Below are 26,893 nucleotides of genomic sequence, written 5' to 3'. Positions count from 1 at the left end.
GTCTCGGCGCTAACGCGCCGATCCACCTTCTCCCACAAGGGGGAGAAGGGAAATCGCGTCAGCTGCCAACCGCCGCATTCGCCTCCCAGCCGTTGACCCAGACCTGCCGCAAGCGGTCGCCTTCGCCCTTGAAGCGCAGCCCGGTCGGCTGGCAATCCGCGATCCGGTCGCTGCGGAAATTGCGGATCGCCTGGCGCAGCTCGCACCAGGCGACGATGTTGGCGGTTTCGGCGTAGTAGATGAGCGCGATCGGCCGGACGAGGCGCTCGGAGGCGCGGCCCATCTCGTCGCGATAGGAGAGGTCGAGCTTTTCCTCGTCGCGGATGGCGCGGCGCACCAGCGCCAGGTCGATGGTGCCGGCCGAGGGCGCGGCGAATCCCCACGCATGCAGCGCATTGGCGTCGAGCGTCTGCCGCAAAGGCGGCGGCACCGCACCGGCGATCTTGGCGCCGACACGCTTGGCCGCCTGCTTGAGCTCGTCGTCTCCCGTGCGCTCCAGCAGCGCCAGCGACAGGACGATCGCCTCCATCTCCTCGATCGAAAACATCAGCGGCGGCAGATCGAAGCCGGGACGCAGTATGTAACCGATGCCGCGTCCGCCCTCGATCGGCACGCGCATCGCCTGCAGGGCCGCGATGTCGCGGTAGATGGAACGGATGGTCACTTCCAGCTGCGCGGCGATCGTCGCCGCCGTCACCGGCTGCCGCGCCAGCCGCAGGATCTGGATGATCTCGAACAGGCGCGACGCCTTGCGCATTTTCTCACCCGGCTCCGATCGCAACTGACACATCATCGTCAGTTGGGTTGGTCTATAGGACTGCCTATCGAGTTGAAAATCAACAAATTCCTCTGCGGCGCGCCGTCAGGAGGCGACGAGCAACTGACATGAATTATGCGGAAAATCCATGAATTATGCGGAAAATCTTTGGCTCTTCTTCATCCTCCTGTTCGGCATCATCGCCGTTCCGGGCATGGACATGCTGTTCGTGCTGGCCAATGCGCTGACCGGCGGACGCGACCGGGGTCTTGCAGCAACCGGCGGCATCATGGTCGGCGGCATTGTGCACACGCTGAACGGCGCCATCGGCGTCGGCCTGCTCATGCATTTCGTGCCGATCCTGTTCACGCCGCTGCTGATTGCCGGCGCCGCCTACATGGCCTTCATCGGCATCACGCTGATGCGCAGTTCGATCACCGTCGGTGATGACGGGCCCGCCGGCAGCCGCTCCGCATGGAAGGCGTTTCGCCAGGGTTTCGTGACCTGCCTGATCAACCCGAAGGCCTACCTCTTCGTGCTGGCCGTCTACCCGCAATTCCTGAAGCCGGATTATGGTCCGATCTGGATGCAGGCGACCATCATGGGCCTGATGACGGTCCTGACCCAGGCCGCGATCTATGGCGGGCTCGCAATATCAGCCGGCCGCAGCCGCAAGCTTCTGATCGCCAATCCGCGGGCGACCGTTCTCGCCGGCCGGGCGGCCGGCTTGCTGTTGTTTGCGGTCTCGGTGTTCACCGCGTGGGAAGGGCTGAGGACGGCGTGATCCCTGGCTGAATCGGGAACCGCCGCCCTGCCTTGTGCCCGGCCAGATCAAGCGGCGCCCGGTCGGCTCTCCATCATGGCGCGGCGTGTCGAGCGGCGCCATTCGACGGCGCCGGCAAGGCCGTGCAGCACGGTCTCGGTGGTTGCCCAGTCGATGCAGCCATCGGTGATGCTCTGGCCGTAGACGAGCGGCTTGCCTGCCACCACGTCCTGCCGGCCGGCGACGAGATTGCTCTCGATCATGACGCCGACGATGCGCTCGTCACCCGCCGCCACCTGCCCCGCGACATCCGCTGCCACCTTGGGCTGGTTCTCCGGCTTCTTCGAGCTGTTGGCGTGGCTGACATCGATCATCAGCCTGGGTGCGACGCCGATGCGGGCGAGTTCCACGCTAGCCGCCTCGACGCTCGCCGCGTCATAGTTGGGCTGAACGCCGCCGCGCAGGATGACATGGCAGTCCTCATTGCCGGTGGTGGTCGCGATGCCGCTGCGGCCGCCCTTGGTCACCGCCATGAAATGATGCGGCTGCGCGGCGGATTTCACCGCCTCGGCGGCGATCCTGAGATTGCCGTCGGTGCCGTTCTTGAAACCGACCGGGCAGGAGAGGCCCGATGCCAGTTCGCGGTGGATCTGGCTCTCGGTCGTGCGCGCGCCGATCGCGCCCCAGGCGACGAGGTCGGCAATGTATTGCGGGGTGGTCATATCGAGGAATTCGGTCGCCGCCGGCAGGCCGAGATTGTTGACGGCCGAAAGGACGTTGCGCGCCATCCGCAAACCCTTGTCGATGTTGAAGCTGCCGTCGAGGTCCGGATCGTTGATCAGGCCTTTCCAGCCGACCGTCGTGCGCGGCTTTTCGAAATAGACCCGCATGACGATCTCCAACCGGTCGGACAGGGCCTCGCGCAGCGCCGCCAGACGGCTGGCATAGTCGACCGCAGCGACCGGATCGTGGATCGAACAGGGGCCGACGACGACGAGCAGCCGGTCGTCGGTCCCGTTCAGGATGGCATGGATGGCGTTTCGTGACGCGCTGACGGTGCGCGTCGCCGTCAGCGTGCGCGGGATTTCCCGCATCACCTGGTCGGGTGTGCTCAGTTCTCGGATTTCCTTGACCCGAAGGTCGTCTGTGGTGGTCAACACGGCTTTCTGCTCCTTTTTGGGAACCTGCCGGCTGATACAAAAAAGCCGCCAGGTCTGGCGGCTGTTCGGATATTGTTGCTGCAATCTTCAGATCGAGCGCAATCCTCCCGCCGCCAGCGAGCTGCTAAAGTACCAATAGGTGGCGGTCAGGTGGATCATGCGGCTCATATAGTGGAAGCCGAGGCGTTTGTCACGCGGGTGATGGCTGGTAGGCCGAACCGCAGCGATTTCGTCATTCCCAGGGCAAAGCAGGAGCGAAGCTCCGTCGCGGAGACCCTGGGATCCATGCCGCGACCCTGGCCACGGAGTGCAGCGGAGCAGAATTCTTGACCGTAGTGACGCTTCGGATTTCCCGGCATGGATCCTCGGGTCTGCGCCGCGTCGCGGCGCTCCTTGCTCCGCCCGTGGATGACGAAGTGATGGACGTTCCCGCCAAACTTCATGCCGTCCAGGGATCGAAGAGTTCTATCCCAAAGCCTTCGAAATCCTTCGTGTTGCGCGTTACCAAGGTGAGCTGCTGCGCGATCGCCGTGGCTGCGATCAGCCCGTCCATCGACGAGAGGCCGCGACCGCGGCGCTTCGCAAGGCCCATCAGGTCGCCCCAGGCCAAGGCAACCGGTTCGTTCACCGGCAAAACCCTCTGCTCGAAGCGCTGCGGCAGGTCCCGGGCGAGCCATTCGGCAAGGGCTTCGCGTTTCCGGCCCTCATCCATGAGGGCGACGCCGCGCCGGATCTCGGCGATCGATACGACGCTGATGAATGAGCGGTCCTCATCAAGCCCGTCCAGCCAGTCCAGAACGCGTGCGTCCGGCTCCGGCCTTGTCACCTCGGACAGGACATTCGTATCGAGCAGCACTCTCACAGCGGCAGGTCACGCGGCTCGTCACGCTGACGCTCGAGGTTGAGATCGGCGCCGCGCAGTGGTGACTCCAGCAGGAACTGCGCAAGCGTACCTTTGCGCACGGTCTTGCGCTGCCATTCCTCGGCCGAGACGACAACCACGCTCGGTTTGCCGTTTCTGGTGATCGTCTGCGGCGATGACTGCGCGCGCTCGATAACCTCCGAGAGCCGGGCTTTTGCCCCGGCGACCGTCCAATTGGTGTCTTTGGGCGACGGTAGCATCGCATCCCTCATGACTAGCTTGACTATCATGACTATATAGGGAGGGCGGTGCTGCCGCAACAGGGGTTGAAACTACTCCGGTGACGCCCCCGCGACGCTCTGGTCATAGTCGACCAGCGATCCGGTCATGACACCGGACTGCGGGCTGACCATGTAGCTGATCAGCCGGGCAAGCTGGTCCGGCTTCACCAACTGGCCCATCGGCTGCGCGGCTTCGGCCTTCGCCAGCCAATCATCCGGCGCGTCGTGCCATTTCTTCTGCACGATATCCTCGCCCTCGGTGTCCATCCAGCCGGGCAGCACGGCGTTGCAGCGGATGCGGTTGAAGCGATAGGCGTTGGCGACGTTCTTGGTCAGCGTCATCAGCGCGCCCTTGCTGGTCGAATAGGGCGTCAGGAACGACTGGCCGGTATGCGCCGACATCGACAGCACGTTGACGATCGAGCCGGGTGCTTTCTTTTCCAGGAGATGCGCCACCACGCCCTGCATCAGGAAAAACGGGCCGCGCACATTGGTGTCGAAGATCGTGTCGAACAGCTCTTCCGAGGTTTCGACCAGCGAGCCCCGTGCGGAAGTGGCGGCGGCGTTGACCAGCGCGTTGATGGTGCCGAAATGCGAGAGCGCGGCGGCGACCGCGCGCTTGCAGTCGGCCACCTTCGAAACGTCGGCGCTGATGAAGATCGCGTCGACGCCCGCTTTCTTGAAATGGGCGACCGCCTTGTCACCCTTCTCCTGCGAGCGGCCGATAAGCGCCAGCGCCCGGCAGCCTTCGTCGGCCAATGCTTCGGCGACGGCAAAGCCAATGCCTTGCGCCCCGCCGGTGACGATGGCGCGTGTGTTCGAATTGCGATCGGCTGATGCGCTCATCGCTTTGCTCCTGTGGCTTGGGTCCGGGTTCTTACTTGTCGAGGCGAACGGTCTTGCCTGATGTCGCCGACTTCAGCGCCGCGTCCGCCAGCTTTAGCGCCACCAGTCCGTCCGCGCCGCTCGGCGACGCCTTCTTGCCCGAGGTCGCGGCGGCAATGAACGCGGCTATCTCGATGGCATAGGCGTCGAGATAGCGGGTCATGAAGAAATCGTGCAGCGGCGGGCGGGTATAGCCCTTGTCGTTGGCGACTTCGATCGACACCGGCCGCTGGTTCTCGGCGGCCACCATGCCTTTCGAGCCATGCACCTCGATGCGCTGGTCGTAGCCATAGGTGGCGCGGCGCGAGTTGGAGATGACAGCCTGCTTGCCGGACGCGGTTTCGAGAATGACGCTGACCGAGTCGAAATCGCCGGCCTCGCCGATCTTCTTGTCCACAAGCACCGAGGCATGGGCGCTCACGGCAACTGGTTCCTCGCCGAGCAGGAAGCGCGCCATGTCGAAATCATGGATCGTCATGTCGCGGAAAATGCCGCCCGAGCGCTTGATGTAATCGATCGGCGGCGCGCCCGGATCGCGCGAGGTGATGGTGACCATCTCGACGGTGCCGATGGCGCCATCGTCGATCGCCTTGCGCACGGCGGCGAAATGCGGGTCGAAGCGCCGGTTGAAGCCGACCATCAGCGTTGCCTTGGCCTTGTCGACCACGGCCAGGCACTTCTCGACGCGCTTGACGTCGAGGTCGATCGGCTTTTCGCAGAAGATCGCCTTGCCGGCCTTGGCGAAGCGCTCGATCAGATCGGCATGGGTATCGGTCGGCGTGCAGATGACGACGGCGTCGATGTCACCGGCTTTCTCGATGGCATCGATGCTGCGCACCTCGGCTCCGTAGGCGCTTGCCAGTTCGGTCGCCGCCTTCTCGAAGGCATCGGCGACGGCCACCAGTTTGGCCTGCGGGTTGGAGCCGACGGCGCGGGCATGGACCTTGCCGATGCGGCCGGCACCGAGGAGGGCGAAACGAACAGTCATGGATATTTCCTCTAGGGGGATGGGGTTCGAGAGAATTGTGTCTCCACCTTCCCGTCGGGAAAAGGTGGCAAGTTGTTTCCGAGCGCCGCGGATCGTCCCGGAACCGGGTGATCGCCCTGTTTTAGGCCGCGAGTTCCGCCTCTCCGGTCTTGGCCCCGGTGATGTAGGAGACGATGTCCTGCCCGTCAGTGTTCTCCTTGCGCAGATTGGCGACGATGCGGCCGCGCCGGAAGACGACGATGCGGTCGCAGAGGTCGAACACCTGGCGCATGTTGTGGCTGATCAGGATCAGCGGCTCGCCATTGTCCTTCAATGTGCGGATGATGTTTTCGACCTGTGCGGTCTCCTGCACGCCGAGCGCCGCCGTCGGCTCGTCCATGATGATCAGCTTGGAGGCGAAGGTCGCGGTCCGGGCGATCGCCACGCATTGCCGCTGGCCGCCCGACATATGGCGGATGGTGTTCGACAAATTGGGGATCTTCACCGCGGTGCGGATCAGCGCAGCTTCGGTCGCCTTGCGCATGTATTTGCGGTCGAGGATCGAGAACGGGCCGAGGTTGAACAGCACTTTTTCGCGGCCGAGGAACAGGTTCGACGGCACGTCGAGGTCGTCGGCCAGCGCCAGGTTCTGGAACACGGTCTCGATGCCGGCCGTGCGAGCCTCGATCGGCCCGGCAAAATTCACTTCCTTGCCGTCGAACCAGACCTGGCCGCTGGTGCGCTGTTCGACGGCGGTGATCTGGCGCACGAAGGTCGACTTGCCGGCGCCGTTGTCTCCCATGATGGCGACATGCTCGCCTTTGCGCAGCTCGAAATTGGCGCCTTCCAGCGCATGCACGCCGCCATAGCGCTTGGTCAGGTTTTCGGTCTTCAGGACGATGTCTGTCGTGGAGATATCTGGCATGGTCAAGCCCTCAATGCCCGCATACGCTGGCGCCATTGGTCGAGAACGACCGCGCCGACGATGATCACGCCCTTGACCATCTCCTGGTAGTAGGCGTCGAGGCGCAGGAAGGTGAAGCCGGAGATGATGACGCCGAAGATCAGCGAGCCGATCACCGTGCCGATGATCGAGCCGCGGCCGCCCGACAGCGAGACGCCGCCGATGACCGCCATGGCGATGGCGTCGAGCTCGTACATCACGCCCATGCCGGACTGCGCGGTGAGGTTCTTCGAAGAGAGCACCACGGCGGCGAGCGCGGCGAGAATGCCGGCGATGACGTAGACCAGGATCTTGTGGTTGGCGATCTTGATGCCGGACATGCGCGCGGCGTCCTCGTTGGAACCGATCGCGTAACAGTGCTTGCCATACCTGGTGTAGGTCATGATCAGCTGGAACAGGATAGCCAGCGACAGGAAGATGATGACCGGCATCAACCCCTTGCCGATCGCCGCGAAACTTTCGGTGGGAAACGAGATCGGCTGGCCCTTGGACCACCATTTGGCGATGCCGCGCGCGGTGACCATCATGCCGAGCGTGGCGATGAATGGCGGAATGCGCGTGTAGGCGATCAGCGCGCCGTTGACCAGGCCGGCGAACAGGCCACAGCCGATCGCCACCAGCACCGGCACGATGACCGGCAGGTCGGTCCAGCCTTGCGCCAGGAACATCGCCTTGGGATTGGGGTTGCCGTTGACGGTCGCCACCTGGGCGAAGCTCATGGCGATCATGGCGGTCGCGCCGACGATCGAGCCCGAGGACAGGTCGATGCCGCCGGTGATGATCACTTGCGTCACGCCGATGGCGATGATGCCGACGATCGACACCTGCAGGATGATAATCTGCAGGCGTGCCTCGTTGAAGAGACCGCCGACGTCGCTGCGGGTGTTGAACAGGAAACTGTCGCCGAGAAAGATACGGCCGATCAGTTCGAAGATGACGACCAGGATGACGAGCGCCAGGAAGACGTTGAATTCGGCCGGCCAGTTGCGCTTCTTCGCGTCATAGCTGACCCCGCCGACGCCGTGAGATGTCTGTGCCAATCTTCTATCCTCCATCAGCCGCGGTCGTCCTCGGTACCCGAAGGCGCTTAGGGAAGAGGAGCGGCGCTGTCGTTGCGCGAGAGCGCCGCTCCGTGGATCCGTTGCTCAGTTCTTCTTCAGGAACTTGTCGATGTTGGCCGGCGTCACCAGTTGGAAGGGCACGTAGACCTTGTGCTCGACCTTCTCGCCCTTGGCGAGCTTCAGTGCCGCATCCAGCGCACCGGCGCCCTGGCCGGCCGCGTCCTGGAACACGGTTGCGTCGAGGTCGCCGGCTTGCATGGCCGCCAGCGCGTCCTGGGTGGCGTCGACGCCGCCGACCACAACCGACTTCATGTCGATGTTGGCGGCCTTCATCGCCTGGATGGCGCCAATGGCGCTTTCGTCATTGTTGGCGATGACGCCGTCGAACGGCTTGCCGGTCGACAGCCAGTTGGTCATCAGGTTCTGCGCTTCGTCGCGGTTCCAGTTCGACGTCTGCTTGTCGATGATCTTGATGAAGCTGCAATCTGGCGTGGCGATGACCTCTTCGATATCCTTGGTGCGCTGCACGGCGGCCTGGTTGGAAAGCTCGCCCATGATGACATAGACATTGGCTTCCTTCTTGCCGGCTTCCTTGAACAGGCGGCAGATTTCCTTGGTTTCGAGCGTGCCGGAATCGGCCTCGTTCGAGGCGACGAAGGCCTGGTTGTCCGGCAGCGTGTTCACATTGACCGGCTCGCGGTTGACGTAGACCAACGGAATCTTGGCGGCTGCGGCGGCATCCGACATGGCCTGCGTGGCCGAAGTGTCCACCGGGTTGACGATGATGGCGTCGACGCCCGAAGCCGCGAAGTTCTTGATCTGGTCGAGCTGCTTGGCAACGTCATTCTGCGCGTCTTCGACCTGCAGCTCGACGCCGCTCATGCCCTTGGCCTGCTCGATCATGCCGTTGCGCAGCACGGTCAGGAAGTTGTCGTCGAACTTGGCCATCGACACGCCGATCTTGGCGGCCATGGCCGATGAACTCATCAGCGCCGCGAAGGCGACGCCCAAAAGCAGTTTCTTCATTGTAATCTCTCCTCCACTTTTGGTGTCCGGTTGCACCGATCTATCCGGAATCCCCGATCTCCCCGGGGAATCTCTCCCTGATGTCATTCCGTTCCCTGTGGCTCCCGCATCGGCAGGAATGCCAAACCGTCTGTTTGAAACAGATATTCCGGAACGAAAGAACCAAAATACACAGCCAGTGAAATATTTATTCCATTCCAGCGGAACGTCAAGGGCGATTCCGCGGCCTGCCGCCGGATTTTCGGATCGTTCTGATGGATTCTATCATTTCCGGCCGCCACTCTCGGACGAGAAAGGCTAGATATTTTCCGGCAGATAGATGTCGAAGGGCAGGAAGGTCTGGCCAGGCGCGTTGGCGGCACCGGCTTCGATGGCGTGCACCATTCGATCGACCAGTTCGCGGCAGAGCGCGGCCAGCGGCGTCGAGATCACCATGGTGAGGATGTTGTCGGCGAGTGCCGCGCGCGACGCGGCATTGATCTCGTTGCAGACGACCACCGGCATGTTTACGGGCCTTACTGCCCGCAGCGCCGAGACCGCGCCTTCCATGCCGCCACCGGCGACATAGCAGCCGGCAAGGTCCGGATAGCGCGCCAGGAGATCGATCATCGCATCATGGGTCACCTGGTTTGCCTCCAGATTGACCAGCGTTTCGAGCACGCTGAAGTCGGGTGCATGCTCGCGAAAGAACGAGCGGAAGCCGATCTCGCGCAACTCGTGGCCATGGAAGCGAAGGCTGCCGACGAAGAGCGCTACTTTGCCGGGCTGCCGCGCCGCCCTGGCGATCATCCAGGCCGCGGTACGGCCGACCTTGCGGTTATCGAGGCCGACATAGCCCTCGCGGATACCGGCGGCGAAATCGGACAGCAGCGAGAACACCGGTTGCCCTCTCGCCTTCAACGCCTCGACCGCCGCGGTCAGGGTCGGATGGTCCGGGCCGACAACGGCGATGGCCCTCGATTTTGCCGCCAGCCTGCGCATCTGGGCGGCGATCTCGTCTGGGACCAGGGAACTGGCGAAGTCGATGGTTGCGGCGCCACGGAACCGCTGCGACTGCGAGACCGCCAGTTCGAGCTCCGTTGCGAAGTCGCCGTAGAAGACGTCATTGCCTCGCAAAAGCAAGAAGCCGAGCCGGTACTCGGGCAACTCATGGCGCATGCGTTGCTTGATCAGGCCGGCCGCGTGATAGCCGATCTCGGTCGCGGTCTCATAGACGCGGCGCGCGGTTTCCTCGCGCACCGGCAGGCGATTGTTGAGCACGCGGTCCACCGTGGCGACGCTGACACCGGAGATGCGCGCCAGGTCGGTGATGGTCGGCCGTTTCGCCATGATCGCCCTCATTCGAATTGCAGGGTATCAATACATCATTCTGATAGGAAATGATAGAAACTATCTTTATGATGTTGAGTCTATCATGGCTCGGCGTTATTTTGACGGTGGAAGCTGGCAATATCAGGCATTCGCCAATGCCTTGCCGAGGGAGGCAACCATGACCATAGCGCCGTCCCGGCGTGACTACAGCCTGATCGGCCGCGACGCCAAGCTCGCCGTGGAGAACGGCCTGTCGGCGGCCGAGTGGTATCACACCGACATTCCGCGCAAGCAGATGAAGGAGCTGATGCAGCGCTCCGACGGTCCGGCGATCCGCGATACCGCGATCTGGATTGCCGCGCTCGTCGTCAGCGGCGCCGGCGGCGCCTGGTTCTGGGGCAGTTGGTGGTGCGTGCCGTTCTTCTTCGTCTATGGCGTGCTCTACGGCTCCTCGACCGATTCACGCTGGCACGAATGCGGCCACGGCACGGCCTTCCGCACGCAGTGGATGAACGACGTCGTCTATCAGATCGCCTGCTTCATGATCATGCGCAATCCGGTGACCTGGCGCTGGAGCCACACGCGCCACCACACCGACACCATAATCGTCGGCCGCGACCCGGAAATCTCCGTCATGCGGCCACCGGACCTGGTGCGCGCCATCCTCGGCTTTGTCGGCGTGCTCGATGCCTGGCATGCGATGTCAGACATGCTGCGCAACGCCGCCGGCAACATCAGCGCCGCCGAAAAGACCTTCATTCCGGAGCAGGAACAGGGCAAGGCGATCCGCATTGCCCGCGTCTGGACCGCCATCTATGCCGCGACCATCGCGCTGGCGCTCTATTCCGGCTCGTTCCTGCCCTTGATGCTGGTCGGCCTGCCCAGGCTCTATGGCGCCTGGCACCATGTCATGGTCGGCCTGCTGCAGCATGGCGGCCTGGCCGACAATGTCACCGACCATAGGCTGAACAGCCGCACCGTCTACATGAACCCGATCAGCCGCTTCATCTACTGGAACATGAACTATCACGTGGAGCATCACATGTTCCCGATGGTGCCCTACCATGCGCTGCCGAAGCTGCATGCGCTGATCAAGCACGATTTGCCGGCGCCGACTCCGTCGATCCTGGCCGGCTACCGCGAGATGATACCGGTCTTCCTGCGCCAGCTGCGCAACGAGGATTATTTTCTCAAGCGCGAACTGCCGCCGACCGCCAGGCCGTATCGCGAGGAATTCCACAGCGATGCCGTCGCCGCCGCGGCGGAATGACGATGCGATTTTTGCGGAGGAACAAATGAGCGACTGGGTCGAGGCCTGCGCCGCCGATGACATCGACGAAGAGGACGTGATGCGCTTCGACCATGGCGGCCGCACCTTCGCCATCTATCGCAGCCCCGACGACGAGTACTTCGCCACCGATGGGCTTTGCTCACATGAGAAGGTGCATCTCGCAGACGGGCTGGTGATGGACGACATCATCGAATGCCCCAAGCACAATGGCCGCTTCAACTACAAGACGGGTGCGGCCAAGGGCGCGCCGGTCTGCGTCAACTTGAAAACCTATCCGGTCAAGGTCGACGCCGGCAAAGTCCTGGTTCAGATCGGGTGACGGATATGGCGCGCGGCATGGTCATCATCGGCGCCGGCGAATGCGGCGGGCGCGCAGCGCTCGCGCTGCGCGATCTCGGCTATGACGGGCCGGTGACGATCGTCGGCGACGAACCGCATCTGCCCTATGAAAGGCCGCCTTTGTCCAAGGACGCGATGGCCAGCGACACGCCGGAAATCAAGGCGATCGCCAGTGACGAGATGCTGGCTGAGAAGTCGATCCGCCATATCCATTCCGTCCAGGCCGTGGCGATCAATCGCGCGGCGCATGCGGTGCGCCTGTCGGACGGCTCGGTGCTGCCCTACGACAAGCTCCTGCTGGCCACCGGCTCGACCCCGCGCAAGCTGCCGATGCCCGGCCTTGGCGCGCGCTGCGTCTATCTCCGCACCTTCGCCGATGCGCTGGCCATCCGCGCCCATCTCAGCGCCGGCAACCGCATTGCCATCATCGGCGGCGGCTTCATCGGCCTGGAACTCGCCGCCGCGGCCCGCAAGCTCGGCGCCTCGGTCACTGTCATCGAGGCGCAGCCGCGCATCCTGATGCGCGGCGTGCCGGCCGAGATCGCCGAAATCATCCATCAGGCGCACATTGCCGAAGGCGTCGACATACTGTGCGGCGACGGTATTGCGTCGATCGCCGACGACGGCAGGCAAGTTCGCATCGCTCTTGCCGGCGGCCGAGAGGTATCCGCCGATCTCGCCATTATCGGCATCGGCGCCGTGCCGGTGACCGCGCTGGCCGCCGAAGCTGGCCTGGCGATCGAAAACGGCATTGCCGTGGACGAGCAACTGCGCAGCAGCGATCCCGACATCTTTGCCGCCGGCGACTGCTGTTCGTTCCCGCTCGCCGTCTATGACGGCCGTCGCGTGCGGCTGGAAGCCTGGCGCAACGCCCAGGAACAGGGCGCGCTGGCGGCCAGAAACATGCTGGGCGCCGGCGAGGCGCATGCGGCGGTGCCGTGGTTCTGGTCGGATCAGTATGGCCTGTCGCTGCAGATCGCCGGGCTCTCGGACGAAGGCCGGAGCACGGTGCGCCGCGATCTCGGCGAAGGCGCCTTCATCCTGTTCCATTTGGCTGAGGACGGCAGGCTGGTGGCGGCGAGCGGCATCGGCCCCGGCAATGCGGTCGCCCGCGACATCAGGCTGGCCGAAATGCTGATCGGCAAGCGGGCAAAGCCCACGCCGGAAGCGCTGGGATCGCAGGACGTCAAGCTGAAGTCGTTGCTGGCGGCGTGAGATTTACCCTCCCCCTTGTGGGGAGGGTCGCTGCGAAGCAGGGGGATGGGGGGCGGCACCGACCCCCACCCGGACCTTCGGTCCGACCTCCCCACAAAGGGAAGGTAGAGGGCCGTGCCCTAAAACAGCGCCTTCAGCTCCGACAATTTGTCGTTGACCAGCCAGCCGTAATAATTCTCTTCCGGCAGTTTCGCCGGCTCGCCGGCGGCGCGGCGCTTGTCGTTTTCGGCCTTCAGCGCATAGGCGCGCTGCTCCGGATTGCCGACATTGTAGAGCGTGGCGGTCAGTCCCGGATTGCCCGAAATGTCGAAGCCGGCAATGCTCTTGTAGGCGTCAATCGATTTCCGGATCGTCGCCGCCACATAAGGCAGTGTCAGGTCCGGATCCATGATGGTCTTGTAGACCGCATTGGGGTCGGCGACGTCGAGCTCCGGCAGTCCGGACACCTTGTGCACGAGATCGCTCATCTGCAGGGCGGTCAGCGGGTTCAGCTGGCCGAGCCCGAAAGTCTGGCCGGCATAGTAGGGCTGGAAGAAGGTGGCGCCGAAACGGTCGTCGGGAAAGCTTGTCCCGCCAACGGTCTTGCCGCGAAACGAGCGGTTCCACACCTGCTCGCGGCATTCCCACAAATCGTAGCTGTCCGACATTCCGGCGCATTTCCTGAATTCCGGCCGCTGCACGAAATCCGTGATGTCCTCGCCGTCATAGGCGAAGGACAGCTTGCTGGAGAGATAGGAGATCGCCTTGACGTAGTAGGTCTGCAGCCGGTCATAGGCATCGACATTGTAGGTGTGCTCGCCGACGATGGCGCCCACGATGTGCATCGGATCGACGCCGTAGGCGGCAGCCGCCTTCTTGATCTTGGCGCGCAGGTCGGCGTCATTCTGCAGCAAAGCGTAGACCTTGCGGTATTTCGCCTGGAAGGTGGTGTTGGTCGCCTGCGTGCGCCGGCTCGAGGCACCCGGAATGTCCGGCTGCTCGGCATTGCGGTTTCCCGGCGGCACCAATGTCGCCGCTTGCGCGCCGAACAGCGTCGCCGCCAGCGTCAGGCCGAGAAGGACCAGGATGAGTTTTTTCATGCGCCGCCGCTGCCCAGGCAATTCCAGGAAAGTGTGAAACGGTTTTCCGTCCGGAATTGCGTCAAACCAAGAGATCGAGAATTGCCCAAGAGATCGAGAATTGCCGCGCAAACTAGGTAAAGCTCTTGGTCGAGTCGAGAGCGCCCCCGCACAAGGCAAGACGAAAGGTGGCCAGATGGTACCATCTGGCCACACATGATGCTTTTGCCGGGACGTGTTGCCTGAACCGGCGCCGGATGAACCGGCGCCGCCTTTTAAAGGATGAATCGCGACAAATCTGTGTTTCGCGAGAGATCGCCGACATGCTTTTCGACATAGGCGGCGTCGATGGTCACCGATGTGCCGTTGCGGTCCGGCGCATCGTAGGAAATCTCGTCCAGCACCCGCTCCATCACCGTCTGCAGCCGCCGGGCGCCGATATTCTCGACGCTGGCATTGAGGTCGACGGCAATGCCGGCGAGCGAATCGATGGCATCGTCGGTGAAGGTCAGCTCGACGCCCTCGGTCTTCATCAGCGCGATATATTGCTTGATCAGGCTCGCTTCCGTCTCGGTCAGGATGCGGACGAAATCCTCCTTCTCCAGCGCACGCAATTCGACGCGGATCGGCAGGCGGCCCTGCAGCTCCGGCAAAAGGTCGGACGGCTTCGAGACGTGGAACGCGCCGGAAGCGATGAACAGGATGTGATCCGTCTTCAACGGCCCGTATTTGGTCGCCACCGTGGTGCCTTCGACCAGCGGCAGCAGGTCGCGCTGCACGCCTTCGCGCGAAGGCCCGCCGGAAATGTCGGATCTCGCCGCGATCTTGTCGATCTCGTCGAGGAAGACGATACCGTCATTTTCCGCCGCATCGAGCGCCCGGCGCACCACCTCATCCTGGTCGAGCAGCTTGTCGGACTCGTCGTTCACCAAGAGGTCGTAGGATTCCTTCACCGTCGTCTTGCGCAGCTTGGTTTTCTTGCCGCCCATCGCCTTCGACAGCATGTCGTTGATGTTGAGCACGCCGATATTGGCGCCCGGCATGCCGGGGATCTCGAAGCCGGGCATGCCGCCATTGCCGGTGTCCGCCACCTCGATCTCGATTTCCTTGTCGTCGAGTTCGCCGTCGCGAAGCTTCTTGCGGAAACTGTCGCGCGTGGCCGGGCTGGCCGTCTTGCCAACCAGCGCTTCCAGCACGCGTTCCTCGGCGTTGACGTGGGCGCGCGCCTTGACGTCCTCGCGCATCTTCTCGCGCACCAGGCCGATGGCGATCTCGACCAGGTCGCGGATGATCTGCTCGACATCGCGGCCGACATAGCCGACTTCGGTGAACTTGGTGGCTTCGACCTTGACGAAGGGCGCCCCGGCCAGCCGCGCCAGGCGGCGCGAGATCTCCGTCTTGCCGACGCCGGTCGGCCCGATCATCAGGATGTTCTTCGGCATCACCTCTTCGCGCATCTGGCCTTCAAGCTGCTGGCGGCGCCAGCGGTTGCGCAGGGCGATGGCCACGGCGCGCTTGGCGTCCTTCTGGCCGATGATGAAGCGGTCGAGTTCCGAAACGATTTCGCGGGGAGAAAATGTCGTCATAGCTAAATTCCACTTTGCCACTGCTTGATGGCCTCGAACGGATGCAGCAGCATGATCACGTTGAGCGTCAGATTGTCCCGGATGAGATAGCCGGTACCCAGTTCGAAGAGGACGGCGAGGCTGACGATCACCCATATAGGTAGCTTTCGCGCCATCACAAATCCCAGCACCATGGCCAGCGTGTCGGACACCGAATTGATGATGCTGTCGCCATAATAGTCGAGCGAGATGGTGCCCGCGCGGTACCGCTCGATGATGAACGGGCTGTTCTCGAGCAGCTCCCAGCCGCCCTCGACGAAGACGGCAAAGGCCAGCCGCAAGCCGATCGGCGAACGCGGGAACAGGAACTGGGCCAGCGCGTAGAACAGGAAGCCGTGGATGATGTGCGAGAAGGTGTACCAGTCCGAAATGTGCTGGGAGTTCTCCGAACTGTTCACCACGCCATGCCAGAGCTTGACGTAGCCACAGGTGCATATCGGCGGATGGCCCATTCCGTAGAGGGCGCCGGCCTGGAAGATGAGCAACCCGAGGACGAGCAGAAGTCCCATGCGCCAGCTGTCTTCATAGGCCGAATAGCCCTCGTCAACGCCGGGTGTGCTCATTTGATTATTCCCCCTCTTGTTCATCGTCGGCATCGATCGCCATCAGCACGACGTCGCCATAGACCGATTGCCTGCGATCAATGGCCCGGAATCCGGCCTTTTCATAGGCCCGGATGGCCCGGATGTTGGCGGGGTCGGGGTCGATGATGACGCGCGGTACGCCCTCCTCGAACAATTGCTCGACGAACTGGCGCACGATCGCCGAGCCATGGCCACGCCCGACCAGTTCCGGCCGGCCAATCGACACGTCGATGCCGAGCGTGCCGAACGGCTGGTCGGCATAGGGATGATCGTCTTCCAGATGCGGGTCGTAGCTCTGCAGATAGGCGATCGGCAAACCGTCGAGTTCGACGATCAGCGGCTCGACGGAAATACTGTCGATGTGCTCGCGGATCTCGGCGATTTCGGTCTCTGGATCGTCCCACCATTGCGCGACATGCGGCTCGGCGAGCCAGCCGGCGATCATCGGCAGGTCTTTCTCCGTCACAGGCCGAAAATCATAGAGCACGCCTGATTCAGGCGGCATCGAGCGTTTCGACGACGAAATTGTTGTTGGTGTAGACGCAGATGTCGGATGCGATCTGCATCGCCTTGCGGGCGATCTCCTCGGCATCCTTGTCGGTGTCCATCAGCGCGCGTGCGGCGGCCAGCGCGTAATTGCCGCCCGAACCGATGGCCATGACGCCAAATTCGGGTTCGAGCACGTCGCCGGTGCCGGTCAGCGCCAGCGAGACCGACTTGTCGGCAACCAGCATCATGGCCTCCAGCCGGCGCAGATAGCGGTCGGTGCGCCAGTCCTTGGCAAGCTCGACGCAGGCGCGCGTCAGCTGGTCGGGATATTGTTCGAGCTTGGCTTCCAGCCGCTCCAGCAGCGTGAAGGCGTCGGCCGTGGCGCCGGCGAAACCCGCAATCACATTGCCGCCCTTGCCGATGCGGCGGACTTTGCGGGCATTGCCCTTCATGATGGTCTGGCCAAGGCTGACCTGGCCGTCGCCGGCGATCACCACCTTGTTGCCCTTGCGCACCGTCACGATGGTCGTGGCGTGCATGGTCAGATTATCAGACATTTTTAGCTCCGATTCGCGCGATCCCAAAAGGCGATTGGCGCGGTACGAGTGATTTTATCGGCCATATGTATGCATGGGACCAATGATTGCAAACGGCTGGATAGCGGCGGGGATGGCAACTGGCAATCGCCGGATCATGCTGATAGAAGGCTTTCGTTTTCAAGCCCGCGAGCGCTTGAGGCCCGTGAACCGGTCACCATGTGAACCAATGGGACAAGGATAAAGTGATGGCGCCCCGTTCCGCCGAAGCCAGCCGCAAGACCAGGGAAACCGACATCTCGGTGTCGGTCCATGTCGACGGTTCGGGAAAATCCGATATCGCCACCGGCGTCGGCTTCTTCGACCATATGCTGGACCAGCTTTCTCGCCATTCGCTGATCGACATGACGGTCAAGGCCAAGGGCGATCTGCACATCGACGACCACCACACCGTCGAGGATACCGGCATCGCGCTTGGCCAAGCCTTGACCAAGGCGCTGGGTGAGCGGCGCGGCATCATGCGCTATGCCTCGATCGACCTTGCCATGGACGAGACGCTGACGCGCGCGGCGATCGACGTCTCCGGCCGTCCCTTCCTGGTCTGGAACGTTTCGTTCTCGTCGCCGAAGATCGGCACCTTCGACACCGAACTGGTGCGTGAATTCTTCCAGGCGCTGGCGCAGAATGCCGGCATCACGCTGCATGTCACCAACCACTATGGCGCCAACAATCATCATATCGCCGAGACCTGCTTCAAGGCGGTGGCGCGCGCGCTGCGCGCCGCACTGGAACGCGATCCGCGCCAGCCGGACGCGGTTCCCTCCACCAAGGGATCTTTGAAGGGATAGCGTCATGGCCAGCTACGTCGTGATGGAACCACCCGGCCGCAGCGAGAGAGCCGGCGCAACGGTCTTTGTCCGTGACGGCTTTACCTGGCTCGGCCTGCTGGTGCCACCACTATGGTTCGCCTGGCATCGGCTGTGGATCGAGGCGGCACTGACTTTCGTCGTCATGGGCCTGCTTTCGATGCTTGGTGAGAAGCTCGGCCTCGGCCTTGCCGGCTCGCTGCTGTCCCTGCTCGTCTCGCTCTATGTCGGCCTGGAAGGGCAGGGGCTGCGCATCGCTGCGCTCCGCCGCCGCGGCTGGCATGAATGGGGCGTGGTCCAGGCCGGCTGGCTGGATGATGCCGACATCCGCTATGCACTGGAGGCCGAGGCGCATGCGGACGAAGCCGCGCCGGCACCGCGCATGGTTCCGGATGCCGCCTTGGCGCGTCCGGCGCAGCCGGGCATGGCGCTGGGACTGACCCACATTCCGGGACGGCGCTGACATGCGGGTGGCAATCATCGATTATGGCTCGGGCAATCTGCGCTCGGCCACCAAGGCATTCGAGCGCGCCGCGCGCGAAGCCGGCATCGCGGCTGAGATCGACCTGACGGCCGATGCCGAGCGGGTGCGCACCGCCGACCGCATCGTCCTGCCGGGCGTCGGCGCCTATGCCGACTGCGCGGCCGGCTTGCGCGCCGTCGACGGCATGTGGGAAGCGGTCGAGGACGTCGCCATCGCCAAGGGCCGGCCTTTCCTCGGCATCTGCGTCGGCATGCAGCTGATGTCGCAGCGCGGCCTCGAAAAGACCGTCACCAACGGCTTTGGCTGGATTGCCGGTGACGTCAAGGAGATCGCGCCAGCCGATCCGGCGCTGAAGATCCCGCAGATCGGCTGGAACACCATCGAACTGAGGCGTCAGCATCCGCTGTTTTCAGGCATTCCCACCGGACCAGAAGGGTTGCACGCCTATTTCGTCCATTCCTACCATCTCGATGCGCGCAAGGCGGACGAGGTCCTTGCGGTCGCCGACTATGGCGGCCCGGTGACGGCCGCTGTTGCCCGCGACAATCTCGCCGGCACCCAGTTCCATCCCGAAAAGAGCCAGGCGCTCGGCCTGGCGCTGATCACCAATTTCCTGAAGTGGAGGCCCTGACGAGCATGAGCAAACTTGCCGCCTCATCAGGTCATTTCGTCATCGACGAGGGCGCCTAGATGATCCTTTTTCCCGCCATCGACCTCAAGGACGGCAAGTGCGTGCGCCTGAAGCACGGCGACATGGCCACCGCGACCATCTACAACGATGATCCGGCCGCGCAGGCAAAAGCCTTCGAGGAGCAAGGCTTCGAGTGGCTGCATGTCGTCGACCTCAACGGCGCCTTCAAGGGCCAGAGCGTCAACAGCGCCGCCGTCGGCGCCATCCTCAAGGCTACGAAGAACCCGGTGCAGCTCGGCGGCGGCATCCGCACGCTGGAGCAGATCGAGGACTGGCTCGCCCGTGGCCTCGCCCGCGTCATCCTTGGCACGGTGGCGGTGCGCGATCCCGAACTGGTCAGGCAGGCCTGCAAGGCCTTCCCGGGCAAGGTCGCCGTTGGTATCGACGCCAAGGGCGGCAAGGTAGCGGTCGAGGGCTGGGCCGAGGCGTCGAGCCTCGGCGTCATCGAGCTGGCCAGGAAATTCGAAGGCGCCGGCGTCGCCGCCATCATCTACACCGACATTGACCGCGACGGCGTGCTGACCGGCATCAACTGGGACGCCACCATCGATCTCGCCGAGGCGGTGTCGATCCCGGTCATCGCTTCGGGTGGCCTCGCCTCGATCGCCGATATCGTGCGTATGACCATGCCGGACGCGCAAAAGCTCGAAGGCGCCATTTCGGGCCGCGCACTCTATGACGGCCGCATCGATCCGGCCGAGGCGCTGGCGATCCTGCGGGGCAAACCGGCAATGGAGGCGCGGTCGTGAAGCTCACCATCATCCTGGCCTCCTATGACAGCGGCCATTATCATGGCGGCATGGGCCAGGGTCCCGATGCGCTGATCGCGGGCGGCCTCGTCGACGCCCTGACCATGGCCGGCCACGATGTGACCGTGGAGGACATCGGCAGGGTCGGCGATGCCCAGGAACGCGAGATCGCCACCGGCTTTGCCGTCTGCAATGCCGTCTCAGGCGAGGTTCGCATTGCCATCGACAGGGGCCGGTTCCCCATAGTGCTGGCCGGAAATTGCCTGACGTCAGCCGGCGCGGTCGCAGGCGAGGGCGCCGATGCGATCATCTGGGCCGACCAGCATGGCGACCTCAACACGCCCGAGACATCCACATACGGCTTTCTCGACGGCATGGCGCTGGCGACGGTGCTCGGCCTGTGCTGGCGTCCGATGGCGGGAGCCATCCCCGGCTTCAAGCCGATCGATCCCTCGCGCTGCGTGCTCGTCAACGCGCGCGATCTCGATCCGGCCGAGGAAAAACTTGTCGAGACGCTGCCGATCATCCGCACGGAATGCCTCGGCGTGGGGCAAGCGACGGCAAAGCTGAAGACCGCCGGCGCCGAACGCGTGCACATGCATCTCGATCTCGACGTGCACGATCCCGAGGAGCTGCAGGCCAACCGCTATGTCACCCCGGGCGGACCAGACCCGGAACAATTGCGCGACGCGGCTTGCGCCATCGCGCTTGCCGTGCCGATTATCGGCATCACCATTTCCGCTTACGATCCGGCCTTCGACGCCAAGGCCGACGTGCCGCCGCTGGTCGGCCAGCTGCTCAACGATCTCATCGCCACGATAGAGGGCCGCTGATGCTGAAAGCCCGCGTCATCCCCTGCCTCGACGTCAAGAACGGCCGTGTGGTCAAGGGCGTCAACTTCGTCGATCTCATCGATGCCGGCGATCCGGTCGAGGCGGCCAAGGCCTATGACGCGGCCGGCGCGGACGAGCTTTGTTTTCTCGACATCACCGCTTCGTCGGACAATCGCGAGACCATCTTCGACGTCGTCGCCCGCACCGCCGAGCAATGCTTCATGCCGTTGACCGTCGGCGGCGGCGTGCGCCAGGTCGCAGACATCCGGAAATTGCTGCTGGCCGGCGCCGACAAGGTGTCGATCAACACGGCAGCGGTGACGAATCCGGATTTCGTAGCCGAAGCCGCCGACAAGTTCGGCAATCAATGCATTGTCGTCGCCATCGACGCCAAGAAAGTGTCCGGTGCCGGCGAAGCCGACCGATGGGAGATCTTCACCCATGGCGGACGCGAGAAGACCGGCATCGATGCGGTCGAATTCGCACGCAAAATGGTCGATCGCGGCGCCGGCGAGATCCTTTTGACCTCGATGGACCGCGACGGCACCAAGGCCGGCTACGACATCGCGCTCACCCGCGCGGTTGCCGACGCGGTGCGCGCCCCGGTTATCGCTTCGGGCGGCGTCGGCACGCTCGATCACATGGTCGAAGGCATCCGCGACGGCCATGCCGGCGCGGTGCTGGCGGCCTCGATCTTCCATTTCGGCACCTACACCATAGCCCAGGCCAAGGCGCATATGGCCACGGCCGGGCTGCCGATGCGGCTAGACTCCTCGGGCGATCGGTCCTAGAGCAATTCCAGGAAAAGTGTGACATGCTTTTCCGTTCGGAATTGCGTAAAAACAAAGAGATAGAGCGGTTCGCCGTTTCCGTGAAACGGTGAAATGCTCTAGAGGCTTTCCGGCTAAGAAAAGGGGCCTCAGGCGCCATGGCTGAATTTTCGCTGTCCGACCTGGAAAAAATCCTCCACGAGCGCGCCCATTCCGGTGACCCCGACTCGTGGACGGCGAAACTGTTCGCCCGTGGCATCGACAAGGCGGCGCAGAAGCTCGGCGAAGAGGCGGTCGAGACGGTGATTGCCGCCGTCAAGGGCGACAAGCAGGGCCTCGTTTCCGAAAGTGCCGATCTTATATATCATTGGCTCGTCGTTCTCGGCCTCTCGGGTGTCCCGTTGAGCGACGTGCTCAAGGAGCTTGAAGGCCGCACGGGGCGTTCGGGCATCGCCGAGAAGGCGTCACGGCCCAAGGGCTGACCGCGAGGAAGGGCAGGTATCTCGATGGATCAGCTCGCGCCGACCGAGAAATATTCCCCGTTTCGTTTCTTCTCCGCCGAGCAATGGTCGCGATTCCGCGCCGACACGCCGCTGACGCTGAGCGAGGACGAGTTCCGCCGCTTGCGTTCGCTGAACGACCCGGTCGACCTCGCGGAGGTCTCGCGCATCTATCTGTCGCTGTCGCGGCTGCTGTCCGCCCATGTCGAGGCGAGCCAGCTTCTGTTCCGGCAGCGCCAGGCCTTCTTCAACGCCGTCGATATTGTCAAGACGCCGTTCATCATCGGCATTGCCGGCTCCGTCGCGGTCGGCAAATCGACCACGGCGCGCGTGCTGAAGGAGCTTCTGGCCCGTTGGCCGTCGAGCCCCAAGGTCGATCTCATCACCACCGACGGTTTCCTGCTGCCAAACGAGGTGCTGCGCCGCGAAAACCTGATGGAACGCAAGGGCTTCCCCGACAGCTACGATGTCGGCGCCCTGCTGCGCTTCCTCTCCGGCATCAAGTCGGCGCTGCCCGATGTCCGCGCGCCTGTTTACTCGCACCTGACCTATGACGTCATTCCCGGCGAGTTCGTCACCATAGACCGGCCGGATATCCTGATCTTCGAAGGCATCAACGTGCTGCAGCCGGGCAAGCTGCCGCAGGACGGCAAGATCGTGCCTTTCCTGTCGGACTTCTTCGATTTCGCCATCTACATCGACGCCGACGAGAAGCTGATCCACGAGTGGTATATTTCCCGCTTCATGCGGCTGCGGGAGACCGCTTTCCGCAATCCGGACTCCTTCTTCCACCGCTATTCCCAGCTCTCGGAGGATTCGGCGCGGGCCATCGCCGAAGGCCTGTGGACCAACATCAATTTGAAGAATTTGCGCGAAAACATCCTGCCGACGCGTGCCCGCGCCGACCTCATCCTGCGCAAGGGCGCCGACCACCTGGTCGAGGAAGTGGCGCTGCGCAAACTGTAGTTGCGGTGGCCGCACGGCTGGCGGCTCGTCGTCGACAAGCCGCCACGCCGTTATTCAAGCCAGCGTCGCGTCTCAGCCATTGGCGAACGGCACGGCGACATAGATCTGGCTGCCGCCGCGTTCGACCAGCAACAGCACCGACTTGCGCCCTGATTTGCCTGCCTGGGCAACCGCCTGGGTCACCTGTTTGGCGCTCTTCACCGGAACCTGGTTGACGGCGACGATGATGTCGCCCGGCTGGATGCCGGCAGCGGCCGCTGCCTTGTCGGGATTGACGCGCGCAACCACCGCGCCGCGCTCGTTGTCGGCGAGGTTCATCTGCTGGCGAATGTCGGGCGTGATGTCCATCAGGCCGAGGCCGAGCGCTGGCGCACCGGAGCCCTGCTCGGCGCCCGGCGCGCCGGAGCCGCCGGTCGATGCGGTCTTAGCATCGTCGCTGTTGCGTCCGACATCGACGGAGATCTTCATGGCCTTGCCCTTGCGCCAGACATCGAGCGTTTCCCTGGTGCCAGGGGCGACGTCGGCGACGGCCCGCGACAGATCTTTGGGATCCTTCACGTCCTGTCCGGCGAAGCCGGTGATGACGTCGCCGGTTTCGACGCCGGCAAGGGCCGCCGGGGAGCCGTCATTGACCTGGGAAACCAGCGCGCCGCCGGGATGATCGAGCCCCATGGCGCTGGCAACGTCCGGCGTCACCGGCTGGATATCGACGCCGAGATAGCCGTACTGGATGGAGCCGCCTTTCTCCAGCTTGGCGACCACCTTCTGGGCCTGGTCGGAGGGAATGGCGAAGCCGACGCCGACGCTGCCGCCATTGGGCGAATAGATCGCCGTGTTGATGCCGATGACATTGCCGCTCACATCCACCAGCGGACCGCCGGAATTGCCATGGTTGATCGGCGCGTCGATCTGGATGAAGTCGTCGAACGGCCCGCTGTGCAGGTCGCGGCCGCGCGCCGAGACGATGCCCGCGCTAACCGTGGTGCCGATGCCGAACGGATTGCCGATCGCCAGCACCTGGTCGCCGGTCATCAATTTGTCCGAGTCACCCCATTTGACCGTCGGCAAAGGCTTGCTGGCCTTGATCTTGAGCACCGCGAGATCGTTCTTGGCGTCGCTGCCGACGACCTTGGCCGGCAGCTCCGTGCCGTCGTCGAGCGTCACCTTGATCGAAGAGGCGCCGTCGACGACATGGTTGTTGGTGACGATGGTGCCGTCGGCACCGACGATGAAGCCGGAGCCCAGGGCCTCGGTTCGCGGCGCCTGCTGTTGTGGCGGCGTCCTGGGCATGGGCATGCCCTGGTCGCCGAAGAACTGCCGGAAATAGTCGTCGAACGGGGAATTGTCCTGGAAGGGCGACGCTTCGTTCATGGCTTCCGGTTGTGCCTTCATGACGGTCGTTACCGTCACGACGGCCGGTTTGGTCGCGGCCACGATCGGCGCGAACGAACCGTTCGGCGCCGATATTCCGGGTAGCGGGGTCTGGGTGGTCGCAACGATCTTGGCAATGCCGTTCGTGTTCTGGGCGAATGAAACGACAACAGGGGAGATAATCAGCGCGGCGCCCAGCAGGGCGGCGACGCGATGTCTGCGAAGAATGCCTAGAGGTGACATGGTCGTTCTGTCCGGGCGAGAGTTGATCCGGCGCCGTGAGCGTTCTTGGAGGAGCACCCATCGGCGTGTCGACGACCGGGATCGCCTGTCTCGCCGTACATGGCGGCCGGCCGGATCGACAACCAGCTATCTAGGGTGCGGATCGGCCCGATTTAGGGTTTTGGAACGAACCTTACGAAGATTTAATTCAGCGAGCGCTCACAGACCGGCATGCAAGCGCAGATAGGCCGTTGCAATCGCACGCATGCGCTCGCCGTCGAAGCTTGGGCCGTGGCCGCCATGGCCGATGCGGATCGGCAGGTCGAGCAGGCGCCGCATGGTGCCGATATAGGCGGCGCGGTCGGAATCCGGCAGGCTGTCGATCAGCGTGTCGTCGTAGATGGCGTCGCCGCTGAAGAACAGGCCGTCGGCCTCGTCGAACAGCGCGATCGAATCCGGCGAATGCCCCGGCAGGTGCAGCACGCGGAATTGCCGGTCGCCGAGATCGATCACGTCGCCTTCGTCGAGGGTCCGCGTCAGGGGCGCCGAAGGGATCTTGTAGTCGGCGGCTTTCCAGCCCGGCTCAGGCAGTTTCGAAACGGCGCCTTCGAGATCGTGGAACATGTAGGCGTAGGTCGCCGCCTCATTCATGCTTTCGAATTGCGCCGCACTCATCCTGGGTCCCGCCCGCCATGGAAATTCATGCAGCGAGCCGACATGATCGAGATGGATATGGGTGGCGACGACCAGCAGCGGCTTTCCACGGGGCGTTTCGATCTCCGGCGCCAGCGGACGGATACCCATGCCGGTGTCGACCAACAGGTCGGCATCGCGCCCACGCAGGTGCCAGATGTTGGCGCGCACATAGTCATGCACGAACGGCTCGGTCAGCATCGTCGTCTCGTCGTCGACGATGCTCCTGCTGAACCATTCCATCAGACGAACGGCTTCCCGACCTTGTACTTTTCCGGCACCAGCCGCTTGAGATAGGCCATGCCGGCCTCGGACAACTGGTTGACGTCGGGCTTCATGAAATCGTCGGGCATGTGGCGGGTCTTGCCGGCGACGTTCTTCAGCGGCACCTTCTTCAGCACCGTTTTAGCGTCGTCATACTGCAGCGCCACCGACCCGCCGCCTTGTTCGGCGACGGAGACGGCGAAGGCGCCGGCATCGAAGGCCTCCTGCGCGTCGACGGCGCTGATGGCGCCGACATAGCCGCGCGGCATGTAGCCGAGCGCGTCGACGCGGGCGCGCTTGCCCGGCAGGCCTTCGGCCAGCGCACGCTCGAGCGCCGCCGGCAGGTCGCTGCCCGACAGCTTGACGTTGCCATGCGCGTCACGCTCGAGCTTGTCCGGCGGCACCAGGCTTTCGACCAGCGCCTTGCCGTCGGCGGTGCTGACGCCTTCCGACACCGCGACGATGCAGCGTTTGTGGCGGTCGAGCGTGGCGCGCACGTCGTCGATGAAACCGGCGGCCGAGAACGGCCGTTCCGGCACATAGACCAGATGCGGGCCGCTGTCGGGATCGAGCTGCCAGGCAGCGGCGGCCGCGGTCAGGAAGCCGGCATGCCGGCCCATGACGATGCCGACATAGATGCCGGGCAGGGCGCGGAAATCGAGATCGACGGACAGGAAGGCGCCGGCGACGAACTCGGCGGCCGAGATGAATCCCGGCGTGTGGTCGTTTTCCTCGAGGTCATTGTCGATGGTTTTCGGCGCATGGACGAAAGCGATGCTGCCGCCGGCCGCATCGGTCAGGATTTGCTGCGTGCCCGAGGTATCGTTGCCGCCAATATAGATGAAGGCGTCGGCGCCGGCCTTCTTCAGGCCGTTGAGGATGATTTCGCAATAGGCGGCATCCGGCTTGTCGCGCGTCGAGCCCAGTGCAGCACTTGGCGTTCCGGCGATCAGCCGCAGGCGGTCTTCGGGAATGGCCGAGAGGTCGACATAATTGCCGTCACGAATGCCGCGCACGCCGTGGATGGAGCCCAGCACCTTGGCGGCCGGATGCCGCTTGCGGATCTCCAGCGTCGCACCGACCACCGTTTGGTTGATGACGGCGGTCGGGCCGCCACCTTGCGCGATGACAAAAGTTCCGGTCATTCCTTGCGTCTCCCGAGGCGATGATTTTCAAGGCACCTTGGCCTGTCTTGCCGCATCGCGCAACGGGAGAGTCCGGGGCATGACCCCGAACCGAAGGACCGCGTAAGCGAAAAGCGGCACCGGTTTCGGAGAAGGTCTCGCTCAAAAATAGGACCGCCGCAAGCA

At 63.7% G+C, this 26,893-nt stretch carries 30 protein-coding genes; 12 read left to right on the top strand and 18 right to left on the bottom strand.

Annotated features, from left to right (window positions below; all coding sequences use genetic code 11):
• Positions 1 to 58: 58 nt before the first annotated feature.
• Positions 59 to 757, bottom strand: a complete 699-nt coding sequence (locus LB577_RS25990) for a helix-turn-helix transcriptional regulator (protein ID WP_224689495.1) — start codon at positions 755 to 757, stop codon at positions 59 to 61.
• Between the two features lie 148 nt (positions 758 to 905).
• On the opposite strand from LB577_RS25990, the gene LB577_RS25985 reads away from it, so the two are divergent.
• Positions 906 to 1,541 carry a LysE family translocator gene (locus tag LB577_RS25985; RefSeq protein WP_224689494.1) on the top strand — a complete coding sequence of 212 codons (636 nt, stop codon included), beginning with the start codon at positions 906 to 908 and terminating at the stop codon, positions 1,539 to 1,541.
• A 47-nt stretch (positions 1,542 to 1,588) separates the two neighbouring features.
• Here LB577_RS25985 and LB577_RS25980 read toward each other — a convergent pair whose 3' ends face one another.
• From LB577_RS25980 to LB577_RS25940, 9 genes are all read right to left on the bottom strand, one after another.
• Positions 1,589 to 2,680: a 3-deoxy-7-phosphoheptulonate synthase gene (locus LB577_RS25980; RefSeq protein ID WP_023767547.1), complete on the bottom strand. Its 1,092-nt coding sequence runs from the start codon at positions 2,678 to 2,680 to the stop codon at positions 1,589 to 1,591.
• Positions 2,681 to 3,119: 439 nt separating this feature from the next.
• Positions 3,120 to 3,542 carry a type II toxin-antitoxin system VapC family toxin gene (locus LB577_RS25975; RefSeq protein WP_224689493.1) on the bottom strand — a complete coding sequence of 141 codons (423 nt, stop codon included), beginning with the start codon at positions 3,540 to 3,542 and terminating at the stop codon, positions 3,120 to 3,122.
• Entirely contained in the window at positions 3,539 to 3,802 is a 264-nt protein-coding gene (locus LB577_RS25970; RefSeq protein WP_224689513.1) for a type II toxin-antitoxin system Phd/YefM family antitoxin, read from the bottom strand. Before LB577_RS25970 ends, LB577_RS25975 begins: the two co-directional genes overlap by 4 nt.
• Positions 3,803 to 3,874: 72 nt before the next feature.
• Positions 3,875 to 4,669, bottom strand: a complete 795-nt coding sequence (locus LB577_RS25965; protein WP_023776020.1) for an SDR family oxidoreductase — start codon at positions 4,667 to 4,669, stop codon at positions 3,875 to 3,877.
• Between the two features lie 31 nt (positions 4,670 to 4,700).
• Entirely contained in the window at positions 4,701 to 5,696 is a 996-nt protein-coding gene (gene iolG, locus LB577_RS25960) for an inositol 2-dehydrogenase (RefSeq protein WP_023776019.1), read from the bottom strand.
• Positions 5,697 to 5,817: 121 nt separating this feature from the next.
• A complete protein-coding gene (locus tag LB577_RS25955; RefSeq protein ID WP_013891716.1) occupies positions 5,818 to 6,600 on the bottom strand; it encodes an ATP-binding cassette domain-containing protein in 783 nt (260 codons plus the stop codon).
• Between the two features lie 2 nt (positions 6,601 to 6,602).
• Positions 6,603 to 7,679, bottom strand: coding sequence for an ABC transporter permease (locus tag LB577_RS25950; protein WP_023765674.1), 1,077 nt, complete (start codon positions 7,677 to 7,679; stop codon positions 6,603 to 6,605).
• 105 nt (positions 7,680 to 7,784) lie between these two features.
• Positions 7,785 to 8,726 carry a sugar ABC transporter substrate-binding protein gene (locus tag LB577_RS25945; RefSeq protein ID WP_023765673.1) on the bottom strand — a complete coding sequence of 314 codons (942 nt, stop codon included), beginning with the start codon at positions 8,724 to 8,726 and terminating at the stop codon, positions 7,785 to 7,787.
• 297 nt (positions 8,727 to 9,023) lie between these two features.
• Positions 9,024 to 10,055, bottom strand: coding sequence for a LacI family DNA-binding transcriptional regulator (locus tag LB577_RS25940; RefSeq protein ID WP_224689492.1), 1,032 nt, complete (start codon positions 10,053 to 10,055; stop codon positions 9,024 to 9,026).
• 160 nt (positions 10,056 to 10,215) lie between these two features.
• Between LB577_RS25940 and LB577_RS25935 the strand changes: the two genes are divergently transcribed.
• From LB577_RS25935 to LB577_RS25925, 3 genes are read left to right on the top strand one after another with little or no spacing between them, the layout of a single operon-like run.
• Positions 10,216 to 11,307, top strand: coding sequence for a fatty acid desaturase family protein (locus LB577_RS25935; RefSeq protein WP_224689491.1), 1,092 nt, complete (start codon positions 10,216 to 10,218; stop codon positions 11,305 to 11,307).
• A 25-nt stretch (positions 11,308 to 11,332) separates the two neighbouring features.
• On the top strand, positions 11,333 to 11,647 hold the full coding sequence (locus tag LB577_RS25930) for a MocE family 2Fe-2S type ferredoxin (protein WP_224689490.1): 315 nt from the start codon (positions 11,333 to 11,335) through the stop codon (positions 11,645 to 11,647).
• A gap of 5 nt (positions 11,648 to 11,652) precedes the next feature.
• A complete protein-coding gene (locus LB577_RS25925; RefSeq protein WP_224689489.1) occupies positions 11,653 to 12,882 on the top strand; it encodes an NAD(P)/FAD-dependent oxidoreductase in 1,230 nt (409 codons plus the stop codon).
• Between the two features lie 119 nt (positions 12,883 to 13,001).
• Here the strand turns inward: LB577_RS25925 and LB577_RS25920 are convergent, their stop codons facing one another.
• The 5 genes from LB577_RS25920 to hslV all read right to left on the bottom strand — a co-directional run bounded on the left by LB577_RS25920 (position 13,002) and on the right by hslV (position 17,195).
• Positions 13,002 to 13,961 (bottom strand): DUF1402 family protein, encoded by a 960-nt coding sequence (locus tag LB577_RS25920; RefSeq protein WP_224689488.1) that lies wholly within the window; start codon positions 13,959 to 13,961, stop codon positions 13,002 to 13,004.
• Between the two features lie 254 nt (positions 13,962 to 14,215).
• The gene (gene hslU, locus LB577_RS25915; RefSeq protein WP_023776012.1) at positions 14,216 to 15,526 is read right to left on the bottom strand and encodes an ATP-dependent protease ATPase subunit HslU; all 1,311 of its coding nucleotides are present in this window, start codon (positions 15,524 to 15,526) and stop codon (positions 14,216 to 14,218) included.
• A gap of 2 nt (positions 15,527 to 15,528) precedes the next feature.
• Complete coding sequence (locus LB577_RS25910) at positions 15,529 to 16,128, bottom strand: DUF2585 domain-containing protein (RefSeq protein WP_224689487.1); 600 nt, start codon at positions 16,126 to 16,128, stop codon at positions 15,529 to 15,531.
• Between the two features lie 4 nt (positions 16,129 to 16,132).
• Positions 16,133 to 16,654, bottom strand: coding sequence for a GNAT family N-acetyltransferase (locus tag LB577_RS25905; RefSeq protein WP_224689486.1), 522 nt, complete (start codon positions 16,652 to 16,654; stop codon positions 16,133 to 16,135).
• Positions 16,644 to 17,195, bottom strand: coding sequence for an ATP-dependent protease subunit HslV (gene hslV / locus LB577_RS25900; protein WP_023765663.1), 552 nt, complete (start codon positions 17,193 to 17,195; stop codon positions 16,644 to 16,646). Before hslV ends, LB577_RS25905 begins: the two co-directional genes overlap by 11 nt.
• Before the next feature lie 227 nt (positions 17,196 to 17,422).
• Here hslV and hisB point away from each other — a divergent pair, with 227 nt between their 5' ends.
• The 8 genes from hisB to coaA all read left to right on the top strand — a co-directional run bounded on the left by hisB (position 17,423) and on the right by coaA (position 23,033).
• Positions 17,423 to 18,022: an imidazoleglycerol-phosphate dehydratase HisB gene (gene hisB / locus LB577_RS25895; RefSeq protein ID WP_023776008.1), complete on the top strand. Its 600-nt coding sequence runs from the start codon at positions 17,423 to 17,425 to the stop codon at positions 18,020 to 18,022.
• A 4-nt stretch (positions 18,023 to 18,026) separates the two neighbouring features.
• Positions 18,027 to 18,503 carry a DUF2628 domain-containing protein gene (locus tag LB577_RS25890; protein WP_224689485.1) on the top strand — a complete coding sequence of 159 codons (477 nt, stop codon included), beginning with the start codon at positions 18,027 to 18,029 and terminating at the stop codon, positions 18,501 to 18,503.
• Position 18,504: 1 nt separating this feature from the next.
• Positions 18,505 to 19,155 (top strand): imidazole glycerol phosphate synthase subunit HisH, encoded by a 651-nt coding sequence (gene hisH / locus LB577_RS25885; protein WP_224689484.1) that lies wholly within the window; start codon positions 18,505 to 18,507, stop codon positions 19,153 to 19,155.
• A gap of 59 nt (positions 19,156 to 19,214) precedes the next feature.
• A complete protein-coding gene (gene hisA, locus LB577_RS25880) occupies positions 19,215 to 19,964 on the top strand; it encodes a 1-(5-phosphoribosyl)-5-[(5-phosphoribosylamino)methylideneamino]imidazole-4-carboxamide isomerase (protein ID WP_224689483.1) in 750 nt (249 codons plus the stop codon).
• Complete coding sequence (locus LB577_RS25875; RefSeq protein ID WP_224689482.1) at positions 19,961 to 20,797, top strand: arginase family protein; 837 nt, start codon at positions 19,961 to 19,963, stop codon at positions 20,795 to 20,797. The genes hisA and LB577_RS25875 overlap by 4 nt, the downstream gene beginning before the upstream one ends.
• Positions 20,794 to 21,588 (top strand): imidazole glycerol phosphate synthase subunit HisF, encoded by a 795-nt coding sequence (hisF, locus tag LB577_RS25870; protein WP_023765658.1) that lies wholly within the window; start codon positions 20,794 to 20,796, stop codon positions 21,586 to 21,588. Before LB577_RS25875 ends, hisF begins: the two co-directional genes overlap by 4 nt.
• A gap of 137 nt (positions 21,589 to 21,725) precedes the next feature.
• Entirely contained in the window at positions 21,726 to 22,049 is a 324-nt protein-coding gene (locus LB577_RS25865) for a phosphoribosyl-ATP diphosphatase (protein ID WP_224689481.1), read from the top strand.
• A gap of 24 nt (positions 22,050 to 22,073) precedes the next feature.
• On the top strand, positions 22,074 to 23,033 hold the full coding sequence (gene coaA, locus LB577_RS25860) for a type I pantothenate kinase (protein WP_023765656.1): 960 nt from the start codon (positions 22,074 to 22,076) through the stop codon (positions 23,031 to 23,033).
• Between the two features lie 72 nt (positions 23,034 to 23,105).
• Here coaA and LB577_RS25855 read toward each other — a convergent pair whose 3' ends face one another.
• The 3 genes from LB577_RS25855 to LB577_RS25845 all read right to left on the bottom strand — a co-directional run bounded on the left by LB577_RS25855 (position 23,106) and on the right by LB577_RS25845 (position 26,728).
• Positions 23,106 to 24,647 (bottom strand): DegQ family serine endoprotease, encoded by a 1,542-nt coding sequence (locus tag LB577_RS25855; protein WP_224689480.1) that lies wholly within the window; start codon positions 24,645 to 24,647, stop codon positions 23,106 to 23,108.
• Between the two features lie 198 nt (positions 24,648 to 24,845).
• Positions 24,846 to 25,562, bottom strand: coding sequence for an MBL fold metallo-hydrolase (locus LB577_RS25850; RefSeq protein WP_224689479.1), 717 nt, complete (start codon positions 25,560 to 25,562; stop codon positions 24,846 to 24,848).
• Entirely contained in the window at positions 25,562 to 26,728 is a 1,167-nt protein-coding gene (locus LB577_RS25845) for a diphosphate--fructose-6-phosphate 1-phosphotransferase (protein WP_224689478.1), read from the bottom strand. Before LB577_RS25845 ends, LB577_RS25850 begins: the two co-directional genes overlap by 1 nt.
• Between the last annotated feature and the right edge of the window lie 165 nt (positions 26,729 to 26,893).

This window comes from Mesorhizobium sp. B283B1A (assembly GCF_020165735.1).
Taxonomy (GTDB): Bacteria; Pseudomonadota; Alphaproteobacteria; order Rhizobiales; family Rhizobiaceae; genus Mesorhizobium; species Mesorhizobium opportunistum.
The sequence above is the reverse complement of the archived record's forward strand: the minus strand, read 5'-3'. Positions and strand labels throughout refer to the sequence as shown.

Excerpts from the sequence above, each read along its gene's own strand:
- LB577_RS25925 (WP_224689489.1), top strand. The coding sequence starts at position 11,653 with ATGGCGCGCGGCATGGTCATCATCGGCGCCGGCGAATGCGGCGGGCGC.
- hslU (WP_023776012.1), bottom strand. The coding sequence starts at position 15,526 with ATGACGACATTTTCTCCCCGCGAAATCGTTTCGGAACTCGACCGCTTC.
- hslV (WP_023765663.1), bottom strand. The coding sequence starts at position 17,195 with ATGTCTGATAATCTGACCATGCACGCCACGACCATCGTGACGGTGCGC.
- LB577_RS25985 (WP_224689494.1), top strand. The coding sequence starts at position 906 with ATGAATTATGCGGAAAATCTTTGGCTCTTCTTCATCCTCCTGTTCGGC.
- LB577_RS25945 (WP_023765673.1), bottom strand. The coding sequence starts at position 8,726 with ATGAAGAAACTGCTTTTGGGCGTCGCCTTCGCGGCGCTGATGAGTTCA.
- hisH (WP_224689484.1), top strand. The coding sequence starts at position 18,505 with ATGCGGGTGGCAATCATCGATTATGGCTCGGGCAATCTGCGCTCGGCC.
- LB577_RS25890 (WP_224689485.1), top strand. The coding sequence starts at position 18,027 with ATGGCCAGCTACGTCGTGATGGAACCACCCGGCCGCAGCGAGAGAGCC.
- LB577_RS25845 (WP_224689478.1), bottom strand. The coding sequence starts at position 26,728 with ATGACCGGAACTTTTGTCATCGCGCAAGGTGGCGGCCCGACCGCCGTC.
- LB577_RS25855 (WP_224689480.1), bottom strand. The coding sequence starts at position 24,647 with ATGTCACCTCTAGGCATTCTTCGCAGACATCGCGTCGCCGCCCTGCTG.
- coaA (WP_023765656.1), top strand. The coding sequence starts at position 22,074 with ATGGATCAGCTCGCGCCGACCGAGAAATATTCCCCGTTTCGTTTCTTC.
- LB577_RS25930 (WP_224689490.1), top strand. The coding sequence starts at position 11,333 with ATGAGCGACTGGGTCGAGGCCTGCGCCGCCGATGACATCGACGAAGAG.
- LB577_RS25965 (WP_023776020.1), bottom strand. The coding sequence starts at position 4,669 with ATGAGCGCATCAGCCGATCGCAATTCGAACACACGCGCCATCGTCACC.
- LB577_RS25990 (WP_224689495.1), bottom strand. The coding sequence starts at position 757 with ATGCGCAAGGCGTCGCGCCTGTTCGAGATCATCCAGATCCTGCGGCTG.
- LB577_RS25850 (WP_224689479.1), bottom strand. The coding sequence starts at position 25,562 with ATGGAATGGTTCAGCAGGAGCATCGTCGACGACGAGACGACGATGCTG.
- hisB (WP_023776008.1), top strand. The coding sequence starts at position 17,423 with ATGGCGCCCCGTTCCGCCGAAGCCAGCCGCAAGACCAGGGAAACCGAC.
- LB577_RS25940 (WP_224689492.1), bottom strand. The coding sequence starts at position 10,055 with ATGGCGAAACGGCCGACCATCACCGACCTGGCGCGCATCTCCGGTGTC.
- LB577_RS25920 (WP_224689488.1), bottom strand. The coding sequence starts at position 13,961 with ATGAAAAAACTCATCCTGGTCCTTCTCGGCCTGACGCTGGCGGCGACG.
- LB577_RS25970 (WP_224689513.1), bottom strand. The coding sequence starts at position 3,802 with ATGCTACCGTCGCCCAAAGACACCAATTGGACGGTCGCCGGGGCAAAA.
- iolG (WP_023776019.1), bottom strand. The coding sequence starts at position 5,696 with ATGACTGTTCGTTTCGCCCTCCTCGGTGCCGGCCGCATCGGCAAGGTC.
- LB577_RS25865 (WP_224689481.1), top strand. The coding sequence starts at position 21,726 with ATGGCTGAATTTTCGCTGTCCGACCTGGAAAAAATCCTCCACGAGCGC.
- hisA (WP_224689483.1), top strand. The coding sequence starts at position 19,215 with ATGATCCTTTTTCCCGCCATCGACCTCAAGGACGGCAAGTGCGTGCGC.
- LB577_RS25905 (WP_224689486.1), bottom strand. The coding sequence starts at position 16,654 with ATGCCGCCTGAATCAGGCGTGCTCTATGATTTTCGGCCTGTGACGGAG.
- LB577_RS25935 (WP_224689491.1), top strand. The coding sequence starts at position 10,216 with ATGACCATAGCGCCGTCCCGGCGTGACTACAGCCTGATCGGCCGCGAC.
- LB577_RS25910 (WP_224689487.1), bottom strand. The coding sequence starts at position 16,128 with ATGAGCACACCCGGCGTTGACGAGGGCTATTCGGCCTATGAAGACAGC.
- LB577_RS25955 (WP_013891716.1), bottom strand. The coding sequence starts at position 6,600 with ATGCCAGATATCTCCACGACAGACATCGTCCTGAAGACCGAAAACCTG.